This is a genomic window from Granulicella arctica, assembly GCF_025685605.1.
GTDB classification, from domain to species: Bacteria; Acidobacteriota; Terriglobia; order Terriglobales; family Acidobacteriaceae; genus Edaphobacter; species Edaphobacter arcticus.
In genome coordinates this window covers 1,611,141-1,626,845 of the sequence record NZ_JAGTUT010000001.1, presented here as the reverse complement: position 1 = coordinate 1,626,845, position 15,705 = coordinate 1,611,141, and the positions used below count along the sequence as shown (strand labels likewise).

The 15,705-nt window shown below is 57.9% G+C and carries 8 protein-coding genes; 4 read left to right on the top strand and 4 right to left on the bottom strand.

All coding sequences use genetic code 11. The features are described from left to right. Positions 1-16: 16 nt before the first annotated feature. Entirely contained in the window at positions 17-1,351 is a 1,335-nt protein-coding gene (locus OHL20_RS06570) for a glucoamylase family protein (RefSeq protein WP_263382401.1), read from the bottom strand. A gap of 362 nt (positions 1,352-1,713) precedes the next feature. Between OHL20_RS06570 and OHL20_RS06565 the strand changes: the two genes are divergently transcribed. Together OHL20_RS06565 and OHL20_RS06560 are read left to right on the top strand one after the other, a co-directional pair. Then, positions 1,714-5,076: a TonB-dependent receptor gene (locus OHL20_RS06565; RefSeq protein WP_263382400.1), complete on the top strand. Its 3,363-nt coding sequence runs from the start codon at positions 1,714-1,716 to the stop codon at positions 5,074-5,076. A gap of 29 nt (positions 5,077-5,105) precedes the next feature. Then, complete coding sequence (locus OHL20_RS06560) at positions 5,106-6,722, top strand: M28 family peptidase (RefSeq protein ID WP_263382399.1); 1,617 nt, start codon at positions 5,106-5,108, stop codon at positions 6,720-6,722. 55 nt (positions 6,723-6,777) lie between these two features. On the opposite strand, the gene OHL20_RS06555 is transcribed toward OHL20_RS06560, so the two are convergent. Both OHL20_RS06555 and OHL20_RS06550 read right to left on the bottom strand, forming a co-directional pair. Next, positions 6,778-9,018: an alpha-galactosidase gene (locus tag OHL20_RS06555; RefSeq protein ID WP_263382398.1), complete on the bottom strand. Its 2,241-nt coding sequence runs from the start codon at positions 9,016-9,018 to the stop codon at positions 6,778-6,780. Between the two features lie 103 nt (positions 9,019-9,121). Further along, on the bottom strand, positions 9,122-10,420 hold the full coding sequence (locus tag OHL20_RS06550) for an L-fuconate dehydratase (RefSeq protein WP_263382397.1): 1,299 nt from the start codon (positions 10,418-10,420) through the stop codon (positions 9,122-9,124). 99 nt (positions 10,421-10,519) lie between these two features. Between OHL20_RS06550 and OHL20_RS06545 the strand changes: the two genes are divergently transcribed. After that, positions 10,520-11,281, top strand: a complete 762-nt coding sequence (locus OHL20_RS06545; RefSeq protein WP_263382396.1) for an SDR family NAD(P)-dependent oxidoreductase — start codon at positions 10,520-10,522, stop codon at positions 11,279-11,281. A 7-nt stretch (positions 11,282-11,288) separates the two neighbouring features. After that, positions 11,289-12,059 (top strand): IclR family transcriptional regulator, encoded by a 771-nt coding sequence (locus tag OHL20_RS06540; RefSeq protein WP_263382395.1) that lies wholly within the window; start codon positions 11,289-11,291, stop codon positions 12,057-12,059. Between the two features lie 75 nt (positions 12,060-12,134). Here the strand turns inward: OHL20_RS06540 and OHL20_RS06535 are convergent, their stop codons facing one another. Then, positions 12,135-15,656, bottom strand: coding sequence for a TonB-dependent receptor (locus OHL20_RS06535; RefSeq protein WP_263382394.1), 3,522 nt, complete (start codon positions 15,654-15,656; stop codon positions 12,135-12,137). Between the last annotated feature and the right edge of the window lie 49 nt (positions 15,657-15,705).

The window sequence follows — 15,705 nt, the reverse complement described above, 5'->3', positions numbered from 1 at the left end:
TCGTTAAAGCGATCTACTAAATCGAATGGAAGCCGACCCGCTGCATGGCTGTACTCACTTCAGGGTTTTTCATGAAGGTGTTCCAGACGAATCCGGAGCGAAGATTTTCGGCCATCAGGAGGCCGATACCTACGTCGATGCCGAGAACATCCGGGTCATACCAGTTCAGTTGAGGATGGAAGCAGTCGCAGAAGCCGTAGCGGCCCCAGGCGTCGGTGCCAAACTCATGCTTGAGTGAACGCAGGACACGGATACAGGCCTCGGGAAGAAACGGGAGCGAGCCTGCTGCTGCGCAGGGAACCACCGAACCGTTGACCGGACCCAATAGCGGCGGGCCTCCCCATGCTGTGTAGCCGTGCTCCCAATCCGATGCGGTGATGCCCCAGTAGTCCTCGGTGTAGCCGCGATCCAGACTCAGGCAGAACAATTTGTGGGCCTCAGTGGCGAGGACTGAGTTGCGGAAGTAGTCAGCGTAGGCGTCGCGTTTGCCCTGGAAGTCGAACCAGGCGTGCGAATACTGATGGACGAAGAGCGGATCCTCGTCGCTGATGAAGACATAGGGTCCGTAGTCGGTTCGCGGGCGGCTGAAGTTCTTCCAGAAGCTGGGATCGATACCGTACGTCGGTGAGCCGATGGCGAGGAGATAGAGCATCATCAACTCGCAGTAGTGATCCCATCGTGTGGTGATGAAGCCGCTTTTGGGTCGCCACCCCATGCTGAAGGTGCTGCCTCCGTTGAGCATCCAGGACCATTCGACTCGATGGTAGAGCTGCGTGGCGAGATCGGTGATCTTTGGATCGTTGAAGTAGGCGCTACAGGTGAGGACGCCACAGAGGAAGATGCAGGTGTCGATCGAAGAGACTTCGCTGAACTCGAAGGCTTTGCCACTGCGTGCGTCGTTGTAGTGGGCGAAGAAGCCATGCTGATGCTCCATCTTGTTGAGGTGGAAGTCGAGCGTGGTGAGCACGCGGGCGCGAATGTCCACAAACGGCAGGTAGCTGCGTTTATCCGCGATACAGAGACCTGTCAGCCCGAAGCCGGTGGCCGCGATGCTGGTGATTCTGCGCGGGTCGAGCGCGCCATTGGGGTTCTTGTTGAAGGCGCGATCGAGGACCTGTCCGCTCGCCGGATCGGCCTGCTCGTAGAAGTAGAGGCAGGCGCTGCGCTCCATCTCGCTGAGGAAATAGTCTTCTTCGGCGCTCAAAGGGAAGTCGTTGCGTTGATCCTGCAAGGCTGCGGCCTGTCCCCAGGCATTGCGCGACGCGGACAGCGTGGTCAGCACGGCACCCGCCATCATCTTCGCAGCGCCTCGCCGGCTGATGCCGATCGAACTCGACCTTTGCTTGGTCATCTCTCTTATGATGCCTTCCGAAGGGGTACTTTTGGAAATCCCTCGCTGTCTTCCATCCAAATGCCAGATTTTGAGGTCAGGTCTGGACAGAAAAAGCGTGCATAGGCCCGCTTTTTCCTAAGGAGTGTGTCCTACAGTCTTGGGATTGTAGACCCTCAGGCCTGATGCAAGTATTTCATTGACGTGGCTTTCATCTCGACATAGATTAACGGAAACGCAACCAACCTTCAGGGCCCCCTTCCTTTGAAAAAGGACTAGGGATTTCTCTATCCCAGGATTCAACTGCCATCCGGCGAGGCCACAGAGCGCGCCACGCTAACGCCGTTCTGCGCCCAAAGTATCACTTTCTCCGAGGAGTTTTCATGCTGCGTTTGTCCCTGAAGCCGATCCTGGCTCTCTTAGTTTTTTCGATTTCGTTCACTGCGTTCGCGCAAACATTCCGTGGAACACTTTCGGGTACGGTAACGGACACCCAGGGCGCTGTGATCTCTGACGCTGCTGTGCAGCTCACCAATCCCTCCACTGGCATAGTTTTGAACGACAAGTCCAACAAGCAAGGTGACTTCAACTTTCCGGAACTGCCAGTCGGTACCTACACTCTCACGGTGAACTTCGCCGGCTTCTCGACCAAGAAGGTCGATACGATTGACGTCGCCGTGACCAAGGTGACCAACGTAAAGGTTGAGCTCTCGGTGGGTTCGGAGAGCACCGTTGTGGACGTGACCGCGAACGGAGTCCAGACCGACACGCAGTCCGCTGCGCTCGTTGCTGTCCTTGACTCCAAGTCGGTGCAGGAGATGCCGATGAACGGCCGCAACTTCACGCAGATGACCCACTTCGCGCCGGGCGCTAGCAGTATTACGAACTCGGTCAATGGTTCGCGGACGGCCAGCATCAACTTCCAGGTGGATGGTGCCGACAACGTTGATCCATGGCTTGGCATCGTCGCTTCAAACCAGGGCGGTATTCAGAGCGTTGCGGGTGGTTTGATCCCAATTGAGGCGATCGATCAATTCTCCATGCAGTCCGGTGGCGAGGCCGATCAGGGTCGCAACGCTGGCGCTAACTCGAACATGGTGCTGCGATCGGGTACGAATAAGCTTCATGGCGACGTCTTCTACTTCGATCGTAATGAGTTCTTCGCAGCCATCTCGCCATTCGCTCCCGTGGGTGCCCGCAAGACCTTTATTCGTAACCATCAGGGCGGCTTCACGTTGGGCGGCCCAATCTGGAAGGATCGCACCTTCTTCTTCGCAGCAGGGGAAATCCAAATTGCCAAGGTCAACGCGGCGCTTACGGATACTGTGATCTCCGACGCCTGGGTAAGTGCAGGCAAGTCGTTCATCAACAACTATGGGATCACTGCCGCAAATCCGCTGAGTCTGAACCTGTATGGGCTGCTCTATCCAACCGTTTCGAAGGGTGGACCGGCCACGATCAGCAACTACTTTGCCCAGGGAACTTCCAACTACAACAGCTACAACGGCATCATCAAGCTGGATCACCACTTCAACGACAAGGAACAGCTTTCAGTTCGTTATCTCGGAACGACCGGGACCCAGACCGCTCCAACTGCTTCTGACTATGCGGAATACTTCCAAACCGCGCCGATGCACATACACAACTTCTCGGTCATTCAGACCTCGGTGATCAACAGCAAACTCCTCAACGTTGTTACCTTTGCAACGAACTACTTCCTCCAGACGTTCAATGATGCAAATCAGAACTTCAATCCTCAGGCGAACGCGGGATTGAACCTTGGCATTGCTCCAGGTATCATCGCGGCGGGCGCACCATCGATCCTCGTTACCGGATTCGACCAGACTGGCGCAACTCAGCCCTCAGGCCGCACCGATGTCACTGGTCACGTCACGGACAACTTCCATTGGACGGTCGGTCGCCACCAGCTTAAGTTCGGCGGCGAGTATCGCCATTCGAACGTGAACCAGCTTTACTTCTCAAGCGCACGCGGCACCTTCTCCTTCGATGGAACGCGCGGAGCCTGGTATGCCATTCCGGTCTCAGCAGCGGCAAAAACAGCTTGCGCCACAACGGGTACGGGCGCGAATTGCGCTGCAGCTTGCGCTGTTACCGGAGCCTGCACTCCTGGCTCCTCTCCAAACGCACAGGCTCTCGGTTACTGCTCCACGATCGGGATCAGTGCTTCAAATTGCGCTAACCTTGGCACCCTTTCGGACTTCCTCAATGGAACGCCTACCAACTCCAACGGTGCCAAGCTCCTGCAAGGCACTGCGCAACGTGTCTGGACAATGAACACCTACGACGCCTGGGCGCAGGATGACTTTCAGGCCAGTAGAAGGTTGAGTCTGAACTACGGCGTTCGTTACACCATCCCTGGCGTCATCAACGCTGAGGCCAATGACATCTACCAGTTTGTTCCTGGTGCGGCACCCGGCTTTCAAAAGGGTTACTACCCCGAGTACTACGGCGGCATAGCTCCTCGCGTCGGCTTCTCTTATTCGGTCAACGAGAATAACAACACTGTTATTCGCGGCTCTTACGGTATCTTCTATGACTTCCCGGCTATGAGCAGTTGGATTACCGGTACCACCACCAACGGCGGTGCGAACTACGCGCAGAACAATCCTGCCGGCCCCGATGCTGCGGCAATCTTCGTGCAGAATTCCAACGTCCAGTGGCAGCCGAACGTCAATCCGTTCGCCAGTTCGGTCGCCCCGCAGGTAGGTGCCTTCGGTGTCAACCAGAACTTCAAAATGCCTCGGGCCACCGTCGTCAGTCTGAATGTCGAGCAGCAACTTACGAAGTCGACCCTGTTCACAGTAGGTTATGTGGGGTCGTTCGGTCAGCACCTCGAAGTTTTGTATGACCTCAATCAGCCTGTTGCGAGCGGTACGACGACAGCAAACGCGAGACCCTATTTGCAGACCAGCTTCCCGAATGAGAATGCCAAGTTTGTCGGCAAGCCACTCGTTGGCATCAATCAGTTGAACTTTGAGGCAGCTTCGAACTATCACTCCCTGCAAGCCACCGTGAAGCAGGCTGCATGGAAGGGCATTCAGACTACCCTGAACTACACCTGGTCGAAGTCGATGGATGATTCGTCATCAAACACGACGCCAATGAACAGCTACAACCTTCATCAGGACTACGGCCCGAGCACCTTTGATAATCGCCACCTTTTGAACGGCTTCGTTTATTACAGCGTCCCACAGCTCTTTCATGCTGTGCCGAAGCTTACCAAGGGCTTCCAACTCAATGCCATCTACACCTATTCCAGTGGTGTTCCGATCAGCCCGCAGTACAGCACAAATGTGGATGGAACGGGTGAGTTGAAGGATCGTCCTAACTTCACCGGCGTCAATCCTTACGTAAGTGGCGCGCCGCTTGCGACCAGTACTGCCAGCGGCCGTCAGTATCGCTGGTTGACCAATGCCAACGGTTCCTTCACGACGCCAGCAACAGGCACCTACGGCAACGAGCGTCGGGATGCCTTTACCGGCCCGAACTTCAGGACGATCGATTTCTCGCTCTTCAAGCACACGCCGGTTACCGAGAAGATTATGTCGGAGTTTCGCGTTGAGATCTTCAACATCATGAACTTCAACAACTTCGCTAACCCCGCCGTCAACCCGGCAAGCGGCACGTTCGGTCTGATCACGAATACACGCAACGGCGCTGCTGCACCGGGCATTGGTTATGGCGAACCCTTCAACATTCAGTTTGCTCTGAAGTTGAGCTTCTAACCCGTACAGCATTAAGGATGATGATTGAAATGATCGCTTTGAAGTCTTCTGCTGTCGTTGCCCTCCTGATTGCCGCCATGCCTGTGGCGGCTCAGGAGGGCACACCTGAAAAGATCGACCTGAAGGTTCTTCACCAGATCAAGACGGAGGCATTTCAGCACTCGAAGGTGATGGATCATCTGTTCTACATCTCAGATGTCTACGGTCCGCGCATCACCAGTTCGCCGAACCACAAAGCCGCCGCAGAATGGATCGTGACCAGGCTGAAGTCGTACGGCATGGTCAATGTTCATCTTGAGCCCTGGGGACCATTCGGCAATTCGTGGCAGTATAAGAAGTTTTATGGAGCGCTTGTCGCACCGAATTACGCGCCGCTAATCGGCTTCCCGCTGGCCTGGACGCCTGGAACCAAGGGGCCCGTCACCGCTGAGGCTGTGCTCGCGCCAATTCACTCGCAGGCGGAGTTTGCGAAGTACAAGGGCAAGCTCAAGGGAAAGATCGTTCTGATTGCCGACCCCAAGGTGATCCTGATGCACACCGAAGTGGAGGGTCGCCGCCTCACTGATGAAGAGATTGACTCGCGCAGTATCGTCGCAGACCCATCGCGCCTTGGACCTGGCGGTGCCGGCGGCGGTCGCGGCGGCCGCAATGTTCCTCCCGTCCCTGCGGCTCCGGTACTGGACCGTGCGGCAGCACTCCGTCTGCGGAACGACACGAGCAAGTTCCTCTCCGACGAGGGCGTGCTCGTCGCGGTCAACTATGGGACCAACGGCGATGGAGGCACGGTATTTGCTAGCTTCGGTGGATCGCAGAATCCTGACGATCCAACACCGCCGCCGATGGTTGCCATTACGCCGGAGCACTATAACCGGATCGCTCGACTCATTGAACACGGCATGAGTCCGCAGGTCACCTTCGATATCGAGGCGGAGACGTATAAGAACGACCAGATGGGCTTCAACGTTGTGGGTGAGATTCCGGGTACGACCAGGAAGGACGAGATCGTCATGCTTGGCGGCCATCTCGACTCGTGGCAGGGCGGCACGGGTGCGACGGATAATGGCACTGGCTCCTCAGTCGCTATCGAGGCGGTGCGGATCTTGACGAGCCTGCATAAGCCAATGGAGCGTACGGTGCGCATTGCTCTGTGGGGCGGCGAAGAAGAGGGCCTGCTGGGTTCCAAGTTCTACGTGCAGCAGCACTTTGCGCCACGCGATTCGATGAAGATCACGCCGGAGTACAGCAAGCTGGATGCCTACTACAACGATGATGGCGGCAGCGGACGCTTTCGTGGCATCTCTGCAGATGGCAACGATGAGATCGCGTCAATCTTCAAGCAGTGGGCTGCGCCGATTCGTGACCTTGAGTTTCAGTCGGTCGCCGGTGCGACGAGTGCGCCGACACGGGAGCCGGGCGGAACCGACTCGACCAGCTTCTCGTGGCTTGGCCTCGATGGCTTCGGCTTCATGCAGGATCCGCTGGAGTACGGCAGCCGCACCCACCACTCGAACATGGATCTCTACGATCGGGTCCAGGTGGGTGATGTGATGCAGGGCGCCGCGATCGAAGCATGGTTCGTCTACAACACGGCGACTCGCCCCGAGATGCTGCCTCGCCTTGATACACCACTGCCGCTGACGAAATAAGTTCAAGCAGTAAAAGGTCCACGCTCGATTGCGTGGGCCTTTTCATTTTGCCTCGTCAATTTGCAACCTTTTCCAATACGTATAAGACGCTGTCGTAGTCGCCTTGCAGTGTCAGGTCGAGGCCGTGATGGGTAAGATAGGCACCGCTCAGTGTGCCCATATCGGTGAGTGCTCCGACAGTCCCATCGGGCGATCTGCGAGGTGTTTTGATCACGCGAATCTTGTAGACGGCCTGTTCATCTAGCCCGCTGAGATGCAGCGGCGAGACACCATAACCACGCTGTTGCGAGTGCAGGAACGCAAACGCCGCAACCTGCTTACCGTCTTCGGCTGCGTACTCGTTGGCGATAAAGTTGGTGTCAGCAGCCGGCGTGAGGCGGTAGAGTGCGCCGTTCTGGACTGTCTCACGGATCTCCTTGTATGCCGCAACGAAGCGCTTCGACTCGGCAAGATCCTCATCGCTGGACTTGTTGAGGTTTGAGCCGACAGCGAGCGCGCCCTGCATTGCCACAAGAAAGCGGTACTGGAGCGAGACGCTGCGGCCGTTGAAGTTGGGGACATCCGTGACCCACGCCATCATGATGTGAGGGGTGTAAGCGTAGGTAAAGCCGCGCTGGATATCGAGGCGGTCGAAGGCCTCGGTGTTATCGGAGGGCCAGACTTCGTCAGTCCGTTTCAGCACGCCGAGATCGACGCGGCCACCACCGCTAGCGCAGCTTTCGATTTCGAGGCCGGGGTGCTTCTTGCGCAGGCGGTCGAGGATCTCGTAGTAGTTCGCCGTGAACTGCACCCAGATCTTTTTCTGCTGATCGACAGGTACCTCGGGCCAGCCGGGCTCGGTGAAGTTGCGGTTGTAATCCCACTTGAGGAAGGAGATCTTGTTATTGGTGACCAGTTGATCCAGCCAGTGGAAGGTGTACTCCTTCACATCTTCGCGAGCCAGGTTGAGCATGAGTTGGTGGCGGCCTTCGGTACGCGGGCGGCCATCGAAGTGCATCGCCCAATCAGGATGCTTGCGGTAGAGATCGCTATCAGGATTGACCATCTCGGGCTCGACCCAAAGGCCGAAGCTCATGCCGAGCGAGTTCACCTTCTTGATAAGTGAGCCAAGACCGTTGGGAAACTTTGCCGGGTTGACGTTCCAATCACCAAGGCCTGCATGGTCGTCGTTGCGCTTACCGAACCAGCCGTCATCCATGACGAAACGTTCGATGCCCATGGCGGCGGCCTTCTCTGCGAGCGCGGTCTGACCGGCTTCGTCCACCTTGAACTCGGTAGCCTCCCATGAGTTGTAGAGGACCGGGCGGGTCTTCAGGCCGGAGCCATCGGGCAGGATCTTGGTACGCTCGAAGCGATGCATGATCCGCGAGGCGTCGCCGATACCGCCTGAGGTGTAGCCGCCGTAGAAGGCTGGTGTTTCAAGAGAGGCGCCGGGGGCAAGCGTATAGGCGAAGTCGAAGGTGTTGTAGCCGCCGGTGACGCGAACCTGATGCATGGAGGTCTCTTCGACGCTGATGCGCCAGTTACCGCTCCAGCCGAGGGCGCCGAAGAAGACGTCGCCGTGCTCCTGATCGGTGTTGCCGTCTTGATCGAGGGCGAACCACGGATTCGACTGCTGGCTGGTGCCGCCGCGGCGGCTTTCGAGTACCTGCATCCCCATCTTTACCGGAGTCTCGACGAGTTGATCTTCGCCGGCCCAACGACCGCCAAGGGAGCGGAGACGGTAGCCGGTTGCGTCGGGCAGGGTCCAATTTGCGGACTGGGCACTCTCAATGGAGAACGGGGTCTTGCCGCGATTCTCAATGCGCGACTGCCGCTCGATCAGGCCGGTCTCTGGATAGACGGTGTAGCGGAGTTCGACGTAGATCGGCCGGGAGATGTCCTTGAGCAGAACGCTCAAGGTGTCGCCGGCGATCTTGTGGCTTTCGTAATGGAGAACGAGGTCGCGGTTCCCGTCGGGCCAGGTCACTTTCAGGGCTGGCTCGGTGTAAAGGCCCGCGCCCCAACCGGCGTATTCCTGCGGTGTATACGCCTGACTCAGGTCCAATCCTGACCATTCCCTTGTTGACTTTACGGGCTGGAAGTCGGCGTCACGCACGACCTTACCCCCCCAGTACACGTGTTGAAGCTCGTTGCGTTCGTTAATCCCGAAGACGTATGAGACGGGGCCGCCTTGCAGGACGAAGAGCTTCTTATCCTCGAGAAAGCGAATGGACTGCGAGAGAGCAGTCTGCGCCGCTACGAGGACTAGCAGTAGAGGGACAAAACGCAGTGAGGCGAGGCGAATCAGGCGCAAGAGTTTCTCCAATATTCGACGGGAAGTCGTTAGGATGCTGAATGCAATCATCCGCAACACTATCGACTTCATCTGGATTCCGCAACGATGGAGTAGAAGGGCTCTATTTTGCCCAGATAGCCCCACCCGGAAAGGCAAAGTTACGGAGAGTCTCCGGGAAGATCTCGATGCTGTAGCCGGGAGCTTCGGGAACGAGATAGCGGCCGTTTCTGACCTGAACGGGGTTGAGGAAGTGTTCGTGCAGATGCTCGACATATTCGACGACGCGGTTCTCCAGCAAGCCGGAGACGGAGAGGAAGTCGAAGATAGCGAGGTGTTGCACGTATTCGCAAAGCCCGACGCCGCCTGCATGGGGGCAGACAGGAATGCCGAACTTCGCGGCCATCAGCATGATGGCGAGGTTCTCGTTGACGCCAGCGACGCGGCAGCTATCAATCTGGCAGACGTCGATCGCTCCGGCCTGCATAAGTTGCTTGAACATGATGCGGTTCTGACAGTGTTCGCCGGTCGCGATGCGGATGGGTGAGACTTCGCGGCGGATGCGGGCGTGACCGAGGATGTCGTCGGGGTTCGTCGGCTCTTCCATCCACCAGGGGTCGAGTTCGGCGAGAGCGTTGGTTCGGCTGATGGCTTCCTCGACGCCCCAGCGCTGGTTGGCGTCGACCATGAGCTTGTTGGTCCAGCCAATCTCTTCGCGGACGATGTGGCCGCGCCGGAGATCGTCGGCAGCAATGCCGCCAACTTTGAGCTTGAAGTGCGTCCAGCCTTCGGCGAGCGCTTCCTTGCAGAGGCGGCGAATCTTGTCGTCGCTAAAGCCAAACCAGCCAACCGAGGTGGTGTACGCGGGGTAACCTTCAGATTGAAGTTGCGCCAGCCGTTCGGCCTGTCCGGACTTGCGAGCGCGCAGGATGTTGAGCGCGTCGGAGCGGCTTAGCACATCGTCGATGTAGCGGAACTCGATGGCGGAGACAAGCTGTTCGGGTTCCATGTCGGCGAGCAGCTTCCAGAGCGGCTTGCCTTCGAGCTTGGCGTAAAGGTCCCAGACGGCGTTGATGAGTGCGCCGGTGGCGAGGTGGATGACGCCCTTCTCGGGGCCGAGCCAGCGGAACTGCGAGTCGTCGGTGAGGGATCGGGAGAAGGCGGCGAAGTCCTCGGTGATGGTGGACAGCTTGCGGCCTTTGACGAAGCGGCCCAGATATTCGAGCGCTGTGACGCAGAGTTCAGTGCCTCGGCCAAGTGTAAAGGTCAAACCGTGGCCTTCGAAGGCTGAATCGGTCTCGAGGATGCAATAAGCGGCGGAGTAGTCGGGATCTTTATTGACCGCGTCAGAGCCGATGTTGTGCAGGGAGGTCGGAAAGCGGAGATCGACGACTCGAATTCCGGTGATCACGCAATCGTTCATCTTAAACTCTCCAATGTGATGTGTAAGCGCATATGTTTATAAGCGAACATAGTAGTCCGTTAATGAAAACACACTTTGGAACGATAGGCAGGAGGATCGATGAGCAAGTTTCGATTAGATGGGAAGCGGGCAGTGATCACGGGCGGGGCCAGCGGGATTGGCGGGGCGATTGCTAAGGAGTTCGCGGAGAACGGTGCGCAGGTTTGTATCGTCGACCTGAACGGTGACAACGCCCGGAAGTCCGCGGCACTGCTCGGAGCGGAAGCCTCTGGATGGGACTGCAATGTGGCGGATCGCATAAGCGTCGAAGCGGCATTTGCGGCGATTGCGAAGGGCGGCCCGATCGACATCCTGGTAAACAGCGCGGGCGTCGCGCATGTCGGAACCCTGGCGAGCACGACCGATGCAGACTTTGATCGCGTGTACCAGGTGAACGTCCGAGGAACCTACCTCGCGATGCAGGCGGCGCTGCCTTTCCTCGAGAAGAGTTCGGGAACGATTCTCAACATGGCGTCGATTGCAGCGACAGCCGGGCTGACTGACCGGTTTGCGTATTCGATGACGAAGGGCGCGGTGCTGTCAATGACGCTTTCGGTGGCGCGCGACTATCTCGGCAAGATTCGCTGTAACTGCATCTCGCCCGCGCGGGTCCACACCCCGTTCGTTGATGGGTTTGTGGCTCGAACCTATCCAGGACACGAGGCGGAGGCCATGGCACGACTTTCGGCGGCACAGCCGATCGGCCGAATGGGGCAGCCGGAGGAGGTTGCCATGCTGGCCCTGTATCTCTGCTCGGACGCGGCTGCATTTGTTACCGGAGTCGACTATCCACTGGACGGCGGCTTCTGTAATCTTCGCTAAGGATCTTATGGTTGAGAAAAGTTCGAACTATGCAGCGCCGGCGATGGAGAAGGGCCTCGACGTGCTCGAGCTGCTTGCGCGGCGTGAGCGGGGATTGACGAAGAGTGAGATTGCCCGCGAACTGGGACGCAGCGTGTCGGAGATCTTCCGCACGCTGCATAGTCTCGAAAAACGCAGCTACATCGTTCGGCAGCCGGACGACCGCTACACGCTGACCATGAAGCTCTTTCAACTGGCAACGGAGCACCCGCCGACGGAGCGGCTGCTCTCGGAGGCGCTGCCGGTGATGCATCGACTGGCGGAGAAGACACTGCAGTCCTGCCATCTTGCGGTGCTGGAACGCAGCCACTTTGTCATTCTGGGGCAGGTCAATGCGCCAAGCGGAACGGGCTTTCATGTGAAGCCGGGATCGCGGAGTCCGCTCACCCACGGAGCGAGCGGCTACGTCATTCTTGCGTGCTGCGCTGAGGCGACTCGTCAACGCGCGCTCGCCGAATGGAAAGAAGATATCGGGCGGCCGATGCCGAAGAACTTTGCTGCGCACCTTGCTGAGATTCGGCGGCTGGGCTACGAAGACCGGCCGAGCCACGAAGTGGATGGCATCACGGATATCAGCTTTCCGGTTGTGGATGGTGCGGGGTTGGCGATCGCCGCGCTGACCATTCCGTACATTCACCGCAAGGTTGCGGAGATCAGCAAACAGCAGGTGATGGCGGGACTGAAGGCGGCTAGCGTGGCCATTTCGACGGCCATCAGTGGTGTTCGCCACCTTGGCTAACAGGCAAAAAGTTAGCCATGGATTAAAGGCGAAGGGCGCCCGGCTTGGGCGCCCTTCGTCTTAGTGCAGGAGCTTCTAGAAGCTGAACCGTGCCTGCAGGTTGACGTTTCTGCCGGCGAGGCCACTTTGGGCCTGACCGAAGGTTGGGGTCAGGATGTTGGTGACGATCGAGCTGTTGTTCAGGTTGGTCTGGTTGAAGAGATTGAAGGCGTCAGCGCGAATTTCGATGGCGGCATGCTCCCCGATCACCCGGCCATTTGGAAGGCCGAACGACTTGGTGACCGTAGCATCGACATCCTGATATCCGGGACCGTTGAAGGAGTTACGTGCCATCCCAGGGAGGGAAGGCAGACCGGTTGCGAAACCACCACCCGGTGCGACCGGAGCCGTTGGATTGATGAAGTACGGTGAGGTCGTGGTGACATTCGCATTGCCGGGATAGTTGGTGTTCGTACCTTTTATCTCGAAGGCATTGTTGCTGCTGTCAAGATTCTTGCTACCGATGTAGGTGGGGCGCAGAGAGCTATAACCGCTCGAGCCGTAGTAGAGGTTTCCACCGGAGACGTTGTAGGTCGGGGTGAAGGGGAAGCCCGTGTGGATGTTGTAGATGCCGCTGAAGGAGAAGCCATCAGCAAGCTTCGACAGCAAGCTGTTGCCATGGAAGAAGACCGGCTGCCAGAGGCCGTAGATCTTGAGAGCCTTTCCGTAGTTGAAGTCGGAGCGGCCATAGGCAAGATCTGGACGGTAGGGATAAGGATCTTCGTAGTATGGGAAGGATCCAGTATCCATCGTCTTGGCGTATGCAAACTCGGCGTCGAACATGAAGTGATGCGCCATGTTGTGCTTCAGGCCGAGCAGGAGTGAGTTGTTGTTGGAGGCGCCCGTGTTGGCGTAGTAGTCGACGTTCTGGACCAGGGGGTTCTGTGCCTGTCCAGCGGCAAAGGCGTTGACGTAAAGTTGCGATTGCACGATCTGGTGATGACCCAGACTGCCCTGGTAGCCAACGGTGGCGACCATCTGGTGACCGAGGTCAAACTGCGTATCGAGGGAGAAATGTTCGGTGTAGATCGTCGGCTGATTTGCCTGGAATGCTGTAACCGCAACGCCTCCTGACAGCGGCAGGTTCGCGGCATTGAAGGCGGTCACGGCATTCGGGTTCGAAGCATAGCCGTAAAGTGATGTGGGGGAACTGCCAATTCCGTAGCGGATGCGCGGATCGATGGTGGCTACGCCGTTATTGATGCTGCTGCTATTGAAGTTCGCATTGAAGATGTACGGTGGATTGTTGCCAGAGTTGCCGGAGATTGCGATCTCGCTTTGGTTATAGTTCAGCCCAAAGCCTCCACGAACAACTGCTTTGCCATGGAACATGTCCGGGCTGTAAGCAAAGCCGATCTGCGGTCCAAAGTTACCCTTCTGCGCGTTGGTCAGGTTCCCGCCACGACGGATCGAGAGACCCGTGTAAGTTGTTGCTCCAGATCCAAGTTGCACAACACCAAGGTTGTTCTGCTTGGATGAGAAGGGTCCAAAGTAGGAGTAGCGAATACCAGCATTGATGGTGAGATTCTGTCGCACCTTCCAGTCGTCCTGAATAAAGAAGCCGTAGAGGTCTTCTCTGGTGTCCTGACGGTTGGTGGTAGGGGTACCGGTGGCCGAATCGAAGCTGCCAGACTCACTGTGCGGCGCGTCGTTGAGAAAGTCCCAGATGTTATAGAAGTTATAGCTTGGGCGGGCCGCGTAGGTCGGATTGTTGAGGTAATAGAGGCGGGTCACATCGCCGCCAAATTTGACAGTGTGATTGCTTAGGATCTTGGTGGCAACGTCCTTGTAGGTGAAGGTGTGCTGATTCAGGTTACTGGGGCCGCCTGCACCGAAAAAGCTAAGTTGATTGCTGCCGGAGATGTTCGCCAGCCCATCGACCTGCGATTGGGGAAGACCGAATGGTGCCTGCGGATTCGTTGCAACTTCATTCCAGCGATAGCCAGCATCATTTGCGCGAGCTTCGTTCAGAAACGTCGGCGAGAACACATGGTTGTAAATAACGGAATAAGCGTCGTTGATCTGGCTGTGGTTGAAGAGGTTGTAGGCGCGCGCGGTTCCGTTGTAGTTCACCTTGGAGAGCGGAACCCAGTAGATGGCAAAGGCGATGTGATCCCTCTTGGTGACATCACCATCCATACGACCGTTGTATTGAGCGGCGGTCTGGTTGGTCGGGTTCAGGGTGCTGTAAAGGGCGATGTCGGGAGTATTGGTGAGGCCGCCCCCAATTCCTGGGTTCGTGGTGCTCTGCCAGGTGAGATCCTGCTGCCCAAGCCCTCCGTTGATGGGTGAGCCGAGGTTGAGACCCTGTCCGGCGATGGTGCGGCAGTTCTGTCCCTCGGTAAAGCCAGCCTGGCTGCAGGTCTGGTTGACGAGTGACGAGGCGGAGACTGCTCCGCCGGGAAAGTTCAGGTAGGTCGAAGCGATACTGCCAGCGGGGGCAAGACCACGGAAGGCGGCAGTCTCGTACCAGCCAGTTGCAGTCGCCACGGTATTTCCGCGCTGCGTCTCGTAAGCGAAGAAGGCGAAAAGCTTGTCATGAAGGATGGGGCCACCGACGCTGCCGCCATACTGATTCGCAAAGGTGGTGTCGCGGAGTAGACCACGGTCCGAAGGAGTTCCTGAATTGAAGGTGCCGGCACCGTTGTACCGTTGGTAGGCGTTAAGGCCGGGGCGGCTCGCCCGGAAGAACAGACTGCCATGGTACTGGTTGCTTCCGGTCTTCGAGGTAATCTGGACGTTTGCGCCGCTGAACCGTCCATTCTCCGCGTCATAGCCGTTCGAAAGAACCTTGACGCTGCCGACAGAATCTTCAGTGGGAGTGATCACGGAGGTTCCGCCCCACACGGCGCTGACCGTGCTGATGCCGTCGATCTGGATGCCGTTCGAGTTGGTCTGGCCGCCATTTGCGTTCGCCTGCGGGCCGTTTTCAGTCTGGAAGATGCCACTGCCGCTGCCACCAGGGCCAGAGGTGCCGGGGAGACTGCTTGAATTGCCGCCGGTCGCACGCGAGCCGTCACCGAAGACTCCCGGGGCAAGCTGTACGAGCTGGAAGACGTCGCGGCCTGACGAGGGAAGATGTTGAATCTGGTTGTCATTGACGACGCCGCTAATGGCCGCGTTCGCCGTTTCAAGCTGCGGCGTGGTGTCGGCGTTGACGTTGATCGTCTCCGTCGCGCCGCCCAGGTCGAGTTGAAGATTGACGGCGTTCGATTGCTCCGGCGTGATGTGAATGCCGCTGAGAACCTTTTTCTTGAAGCCGGGACGTTCAGCCGCCATCGTGAAGGTGCTGTCGGGGAGGGCGTTGAAGTTGTAGACGCCGCTCTCGTTGCTTGTACTGGTGAGCACCTTGTTCGTGGCGGTGTCGGTGAGGGTGACGATGGCGCCGGGGACGACTTCGCCCTGGGGGTCGGTAACGGTGCCCTGAATGGAGGCGCGGAACTGGGCCATGGCCGCTGGTACCGCAAGGCAGGCGAGGACGACCAGGGAGAGGGCTGCTCTCAGGGGCCGAAAGGGAGACCTGAAGTGGCTGGGGGTGTTTCGTGACGGTGCGTGCATAGTGCCTCCTGAAGCGGATCAATCCTGCACGGCCATTGGAGGGGGAGAC

Coding starts and splice junctions, on each gene's coding strand:
- OHL20_RS06535 (WP_263382394.1), bottom strand. CDS start 15,656: ATGCACGCACCGTCACGAAACACCCCCAGCCACTTCAGGTCTCCCTTT.
- OHL20_RS06565 (WP_263382400.1), top strand. CDS start 1,714: ATGCTGCGTTTGTCCCTGAAGCCGATCCTGGCTCTCTTAGTTTTTTCG.
- OHL20_RS06560 (WP_263382399.1), top strand. CDS start 5,106: ATGATCGCTTTGAAGTCTTCTGCTGTCGTTGCCCTCCTGATTGCCGCC.
- OHL20_RS06550 (WP_263382397.1), bottom strand. CDS start 10,420: ATGAACGATTGCGTGATCACCGGAATTCGAGTCGTCGATCTCCGCTTT.
- OHL20_RS06540 (WP_263382395.1), top strand. CDS start 11,289: ATGGTTGAGAAAAGTTCGAACTATGCAGCGCCGGCGATGGAGAAGGGC.
- OHL20_RS06570 (WP_263382401.1), bottom strand. CDS start 1,351: ATGACCAAGCAAAGGTCGAGTTCGATCGGCATCAGCCGGCGAGGCGCT.
- OHL20_RS06545 (WP_263382396.1), top strand. CDS start 10,520: ATGAGCAAGTTTCGATTAGATGGGAAGCGGGCAGTGATCACGGGCGGG.